The 7,127-nt window shown below is 44.6% G+C and carries 5 protein-coding genes and 1 other annotated feature; of the genes, 2 read left to right on the top strand and 3 right to left on the bottom strand.

Going from position 1 to position 7,127, the window contains the following annotated elements:
- Positions 1-151: 151 nt before the first annotated feature.
- Positions 152-1,079 (bottom strand) — a sequence feature (16S ribosomal RNA rRNA prediction is too short).
- Between the two features lie 502 nt (positions 1,080-1,581).
- Positions 1,582-1,908: a carbohydrate-binding protein gene (locus tag SPSYN_RS04875; protein ID WP_161821351.1), complete on the top strand. Its 327-nt coding sequence runs from the start codon at positions 1,582-1,584 to the stop codon at positions 1,906-1,908.
- A 50-nt stretch (positions 1,909-1,958) separates the two neighbouring features.
- Here the strand turns inward: SPSYN_RS04875 and SPSYN_RS04870 are convergent, their stop codons facing one another.
- Positions 1,959-2,417 (bottom strand): hypothetical protein, encoded by a 459-nt coding sequence (locus tag SPSYN_RS04870; protein WP_161821350.1) that lies wholly within the window; start codon positions 2,415-2,417, stop codon positions 1,959-1,961.
- A 272-nt stretch (positions 2,418-2,689) separates the two neighbouring features.
- Between SPSYN_RS04870 and SPSYN_RS04865 the strand changes: the two genes are divergently transcribed.
- Positions 2,690-3,163, top strand: coding sequence for a superoxide dismutase family protein (locus tag SPSYN_RS04865; protein ID WP_243152922.1), 474 nt, complete (start codon positions 2,690-2,692; stop codon positions 3,161-3,163).
- A 32-nt stretch (positions 3,164-3,195) separates the two neighbouring features.
- On the opposite strand, the gene SPSYN_RS04860 is transcribed toward SPSYN_RS04865, so the two are convergent.
- Positions 3,196-4,404: an MFS transporter gene (locus tag SPSYN_RS04860; protein ID WP_161821348.1), complete on the bottom strand. Its 1,209-nt coding sequence runs from the start codon at positions 4,402-4,404 to the stop codon at positions 3,196-3,198.
- Positions 4,405-4,533: 129 nt separating this feature from the next.
- Positions 4,534-6,801: a PAS domain S-box protein gene (locus SPSYN_RS04855; protein ID WP_161821347.1), complete on the bottom strand. Its 2,268-nt coding sequence runs from the start codon at positions 6,799-6,801 to the stop codon at positions 4,534-4,536.
- Between the last annotated feature and the right edge of the window lie 326 nt (positions 6,802-7,127).

Here is a 7,127-nt window from a genome sequence, read left to right as displayed (position 1 = left end):
CGAAGATAAAATACTGCATTTCTGCAGCTGGCAGGGGATGTCAAGACCTGGTAAGGTTCTTCGCGTTGCGTCGAATTAAACCACATACTCCACCGCTTGTGCGGGCCCCCGTCAATTCCTTTGAGTTTCAGCCTTGCGGCCGTACTCCCCAGGCGGGGTGCTTAGTGCGTTAACTGCGGCACTGGGGGGGTCGATACCCCCAACACCTAGCACCCATCGTTTACGGCGTGGACTACCAGGGTATCTAATCCTGTTTGCTACCCACGCTTTCGCGCCTCAGCGTCAGTTACAGGCCAGGGAGCCGCTTTCGCCACCGGTGTTCCTCCCAATATCTACGCATTTCACCGCTACACTGGGAATTCCACTCCCCTCTTCTGCACTCAAGCTCTGCAGTTTCAATCGCAAGCTATCAGTTGAGCCGATAGGTTTCACGTCTGACTTGCAGGGCCGCCTACACGCCCTTTACGCCCAGTAATTCCGGACAACGCTTGCCCCCTACGTTTTACCGCGGCTGCTGGCACGTAGTTAGCCGGGGCTTCCTCCAAAGGTACCGTCATTTGTTTCTTCCCTTTGGACAGAGTTTTACAATCCGAAAACCTTCTTCACTCACGCGGCGTTGCTCCGTCAGGCTTGCGCCCATTGCGGAAGATTCCCCACTGCTGCCTCCCGTAGGAGTCTGGACCGTGTCTCAGTTCCAGTGTGGCCGGTCGCCCTCTCAGGCCGGCTACCCATCGTCGCCTTGGTAGGCCGTTACCCTACCAACTAGCTAATGGGACGCGGACCCATCCTGTAGCGGTTTGTACCTTTCTTCACTCGATAAGGCTATCAAGTGAACGTATCCGGTATTAGCACCGGTTTCCCGGCGTTATCCCAGGCTACGGGGTAGGTTATCCACGCGTTACTCACCCGTCCGCCACTATCCAGCACTCAACTCGTTACCTACCTTGTATTAAGCGTTATCTCTTTATACTAGATGTTTCGCTTTTATTACAAGATAAGCACTGAGTTGAGTGCTGGACCGTTCGACTTGCATGTGTTAAGCACGCCGCCAGCGTTCGTCCTGAGCCAGGATCAAACTCTCCATTTATTATTCAAAAGAGTTTAATCTTTGCTCTCTTTTTTTATTTCTCGCTTTGCTTTCGCTTGACGAGGTTTGGTTCGGTTGCTGTCGTTTCATATTGGTCGCTATGGACCATTCACGACTGCGTTCGTTTTACATCTCTTTGCACTGTTTAGTTTTCAAGGACCATCTAGTTTTTTGGTGATTGGAACTTCGTTATAGCATTTTGTGTGTATCTTGTCAAAGACAATTTGTGGAATATCTCAACAACTTGTCCAAAATTATTACCAATATTGAACTAGTTTTGTTTATTGTACCGCTATAGTAGCGGCGACATTTGTAATAATACCACTAATATATGCTTTTTGCAATAGCACTTTAACCCATTTACAAATTAAAATGTTCTGTTCCCTGTATATCCAAGCTCATTTAATTATTACAAGTGTTATAGCACTTGCTTTAGGGAAAACTAACTCAGTATTTCACGAGGAAAAAATACAAAATAATTTGGAGGTGTTTGTATGCATCAACTGAAAGCCAATAATGGGCGAGGAGATTATGATTCCAGGGCAGGCATCTCGGTTAAATTTATGCATCCTGACAGAAAAGATATAACTATTTGTTACAATGGCTTACTTGCTAAATCAGGAGCTACCCAGGTATACCTGCATACGGGTATAGGGAGCTATTGGGACAATGTTTATGACCACCGAATGGAACGCTCTGCTAATGGCTGGGAAAAAACCATTCAAATGGAACGCAGTAACATCAACTTCTGTTTTAAGGACAGCGCTTGCAACTGGGATAATAATAACGGGCAAAACTGGTGCTTTAACCTTGTGGATTAATTAAGCTAAGTAGATACACTTAGAAGGCCCTGTTCAACCTGCAGGGCCTTCTAACGTTCTTCTTCAACGGTCCATTCATCTGGCCAGTTCATAATCTTGCTAATCTGGCGCGATCGCTCATTAATAAAGCTGGTGGCAAACTGATCAGCATCTTGTTCCGCTCGAGTATCGTCACAGGTTAAATAATTTGTAACAGCTTGAAACCGGTGTCTAAGTTCATGCATTAGAGCATGCAGCGAATATAACTGCCGACTATGTACATCATCCCCATCGTCAGTCTGCACAAAAATAAATATATATACTGTATCGGTAGATTCCTCATAAACCCCTTCCAGTTGTCCACTAAACTCATCCAAGGCAAAATTAAAGCACCTGGGAAAAAACTTAAACATATCTAGCCGGGTTTCATAAAGCACTATAGTATGCGGCGCATACTCTTTTCCTAATAACTGGATAATGTCTAAAATTTGCCGGTTAGTAATGAAGTTTTGATTATTGATTATTTTCATGCAAACCAACCTATTCAATTTAATATAGTAACATTACCCATCGTGCCGAGTATTATAATTTTAAATTTGCGCTGCCATCGTGGCAGTGAAGCTTTGCTAGGAAGGTGATCTTAGTGTTTGCCAATAACCATTCTGGAACATTTAAGTATCAGGTCAATAGTGGAGATACTTTATATAATTTAGCCCAAAAGCATGGTATTTCATTAGAATATATACTAGCCGTTAATCCTGGTATTAATGCCAACAAACTCAAAGTTGGCCAAACAATTAATATGCCATTAAGTACTCCCGTAGCTGTAGCAAATATATATGGAGGCCCATTAAGACCGCAAATCGCCGGCACGGTAAGCTTGTATGATGTGCCGAATGGTACGTGGGTATGCGCGGATATAAGCGGGCTTCCTCCTTATCAACCTGCGGCAGGCGGAGAAAATCCCATCGGTCCCCATGGGTTTCATATCCATATGTTCGGCAACTGCCAAATTGGTGATCCGGCAGATCCATTTCAGGCGGCGGGTGGACACTGGAACCCCTCTAACCAACCCCACGGAAACCATGCAGGTGATTTCCCCGTTTTATTCTCCAACCAGGGACGTGCCAATATGTGTTTCTTTACCGTTGCTTTCAAGCCGGAACAGGTTATCGGCAAAGCCATCATAATTCATCAAAACCCCGATGATTACAGAACCCAGCCGGCGGGTGACGCCGGAAAAAGATTGGCTTGTGGCATTATTCAAAGAGCATGATAAAGATTGTGTATTAACTACCGGTCTTTTTATCAGCAGGAAGCGGCATAGTCGTCTCTGCGCCTGCGGGACTCTTTTTTGCCGTGCAGTAGATAATACCACAGGATGCACGTCAGTACCAAAGCAGCCAGTGCTAAATACATGCCGCGAAAACCAACCAGCGGAATGAGAAATCCCAGTATAAACGGCCCAACCCCGACCCCTCCGTCCAGACAGACGTAATAAGTTGATGTTGCAAGCCCGACTCGATGCCGGGGTGATTCCTTCACGGCAATAACCTGGCAGCAAGATACCATCGTCCCATAACCAAGTCCAATTATTGCTCCTGCTAACAGCAGGGTGAAACCGTGCTTGGTTAAACCAAGCAACACCAGACCCAGCGCAAAGATGATTAGTGCTGGATATATTACCAAATTGGCTCCTTTTAAGTCAAATAACTGGCCGGTAAACGGCCTGGAAATTAAGATGAATACCGCATAAACCAGAAAAAAGACACTCGCCGCATCAATTAAATCAATGTTACTAGCATAAGTGGTGAGAAATGACATAACGCTGGAGTATGAAAAACCCATCAGGAAGATAATTATGGAAATAGGTATGGCCTTTACTTCAAAAAAATTGGTTATATTAAAACCTTTCATCGCCTCTAGCTGTTTTTTGCTAATCCTGGCTGCAGGAATATGTGCAAATAATGGTATAATCGTGCTGGTTACGGAAAAAAGAGTACAAATTAAAAATACCATAGTAAAACCGAGCTGCTGGCTGATAAAAACGCCCAGGAAAGGCCCTATGGCCGTAGCCAAAGTAAAGCTCATGGTGTAGTAACTGGTACCTTCCCCCAGGCGCTCCCTTGGGATAATATCCATTACAGCGGTAGCCATGGCTGTCGCGCAGATACCATAAGCAGCCCCGTGGATAAATCGGACCAGCAGAAGAAAGTTCAGATTTTCCACAGGAAAATAAGACAACGCCGCCAGCAGGAATAGGGCTGATCCTCCGTAAAGCATTCTTTTACGTCCCGTAACCTCAATATACTTGCCGGCAAAAAGGCGGAAAACCAACGCGCCAATAATGAAGATACTAGAAGCAAGACCTGCTATGCTTTTAGAAGCACCGAATTCTTCCAGAGCATAGACAGCGATATTTGTCATCAACAAGTAAAAAGTCAAACCAATAAAAAAATTCGCTGCTGAAATAATAATAAAATCTTGCGTCCACAGTTTTGGCTGTACTATATTCATTCCACCTACCTCCAAACACATTTTATACTTATCAAAAATAGTGTCAACAGGCAGCAATAGTGACAAATTCATTGCTGCCTGTTATATTTGGCCAGGTTGGCGGAATTTGGTTGTAACGGCGAGTATTCTTTAAGCGCAATTAAACCGCACATAAAAAGTGGTCCCCTGGGGGCTGGTCTGCACATTAATGGTTGCATTATGCCTGGCGGCAATGCTATAGCATACAGCCATCCCCAGGCCTGTCCCGCTTTCTTTAGTGGTAAAGAAAGGGGTTCCCAGTTTATCGAGCACTTCAGGTTCAATCCCTTTACCCTGATCCTGCACCGACAGAACTACCGCTCCATCATCCTGGTAAGTCCTGATAGTCAGGCCACCTCCGGCGGACATGGCTTCCAGTCCGTTGCGTACAAAGTTGAGCATCAGCTGGTTAATTTCCTTCTTATCTAGAAGCAAATCCGGAATATCCCCCAGTTCAATTTGAGCATATTTGCCGGACAGCGCAGCGTCTGCCTGAATTAACGGGAATAGGGCTTCGATGATGGCATTAAGGTTTTGCATCTTAAGATTTACCGGTTTATTTTTAGACAAGGCTAGGTATTCGGTAATAATTGCATTGGCCATATCCAGTTCTCTAATCATCAGGTCCAGATATTCAATGGATTCGGCAAACTGTTTTTTACCTCTGAATAATTGTAGGAAGCCACGCACGGTAGTCATGGGATTTCTAACCTCATGAGCGATACCGGCCGCCATTTCTCCAATTAAGTTCAGCCGGTCCAGACGGGCCATTTCCTGTGCTAATACTTTACGCTCGGTGATGTCACGCACAATCACCTGCACTGCCTTTTCCCCCGACAAGGTTAATGGCACTACCGCTGCCTCCACATCACGAGCTGTCCCATCACTCCGCAGGCACTGCATTTCAATAAAGGGCTCAGTACTTCCCTTTTCCAACGCCCGCCATGCCTGTTCATTAGCAATTTTCCGGGAATCCGGGTGCATATAGTCCAGCAACGGTTTGCCGATCATTTCTGCCGGGCTGTTTAACCCGATAAGTTTGGCAGCTGCGTTATTTACAAAAACAATCTTGCCTTCACTAAGCACGGCAATCGCTTCAGGCGATAGATCGACCATGCCCCGGTAACGTTCCTCGCTCTTCGCTAACGTCTGCTGCGCCCGTTTGTGCTCCAGGGCGTTAACCACGATTTCCCCGACTATTTTGAGCAGTGCAAAAATTTCATCCGGCCAATTTTTTTCTGACCGCACGGCATGGAAGCCCAGAAAGCCCAGCATTGACTTGCCATAGATTAAAGGCACCGACACTACTGACTTAACACTCTGGGCCAGCAGGATTTCTTTTTCAGCGTTAGCCTCCGGCGGAAGATCAAGTACCCTAAAACAAACAATGTTTTCCAAACGGCGTAATTTCTCCATCCACCACGGAAATTTATAAGTAGATGTTCCCCGTAGTCTTTCCACTTGCGGGTCAATGCCGTCGGCGCACCACTCATAGATATCATTTAGTTTGGTCCCTTTATCCGAAAACAATATCACATAGCAGCGATCCATCCCGGCAAACCGACCAATTTCCCCCAAAGCATTCTTTATGCCGCTGTCAATATCATTTGGCGCCAGGTTAATAAATTTGGTTGAAATCGTAGTGATCAGCTTTTCAAATTCAAATCGATATTTTAATTCCTGCTCCGCCCGTTTGCGCTCGGTGATTTCCTGCTGTAATTCAGCCGTACGCTCTTTGACTAGTTCATCAAGGTGGTCGTGCTGCTGCTTCAAGGCATTTTCCAGTTGCTTGCGCTCTGTGATATCCCAGACAGAGACCACTCTTTTCTTGGTCCGCGGGATCATGGCCACGATCATGACAATATTTTTAACCTTGCCTTGCTTATCAATAAGCATTGCCTCAAAGCTCCTGGGCACAGAGTCTGGATCAATCATGCGCTTCCAGTGGTGTTCTTTTATTCTCTCGACATCTTCCTGAGCCACAAATTCAATTAAACTCTTTTCACCTTCTAATTCATCTCTGGAATAACCGAAAAGTTTTTCAAATTCTGTATTTACCATAGATATGATGGCATTTTCCTCAATGATCATGGTAGCACTGCCCGTGGTTTCAAAAACCGTGCGATATTTGTCCTCAGACTCCCGTAGTTTTTTTTCGTCAAGATCGCGTACCTGTAAATAGCGGCGCAATAACAAATATAGTAGTACACCGGTAATTCCAACGAAAGCCAAGCTATTGTAGGCATAAAACTGCATTAACTGCTGTTCATTACCGACAAGTGAGCGAAGCAGGTAAGTAGACACGACCATCCATAATAGGCCAAAAACGAAATACAATATACTAATGCGCAAAGCAAACAATAAATATGGATTATTCATAAGCGTTATTTACCTCCTTCGAGATGGTTTATTATACATCACTCGTCAAATTACCTTCGGGAATATAATCGAATTTTGTAAATTAAGAAAAAAATTTAGATATTATTGTTTGTAATACATTTATAGCTACATTATTGTTGAATACTAAAAGATAAACCCGCCGCAACAAACCTTACGGCGGGCAGCTTTTGTTAATTAATTGTCTACTTGTACTATTTTATGTTAGTAGCGTAAAAAATGTCTTTCTTTATGTTCTAAACACTGTGCACTAATCTAGAAAGCCCTATTGTCCAAAATATATTCACTGAGCCATTCACCACTTTAAT

The organism is Sporotomaculum syntrophicum (assembly GCF_009932395.1).
GTDB lineage: Bacteria > Bacillota > Desulfotomaculia > Desulfotomaculales > Desulfallaceae > Sporotomaculum > Sporotomaculum syntrophicum.
Note: the sequence above shows the minus strand (reverse complement) of the source record. Positions and strands in the feature narration are given on the sequence as shown.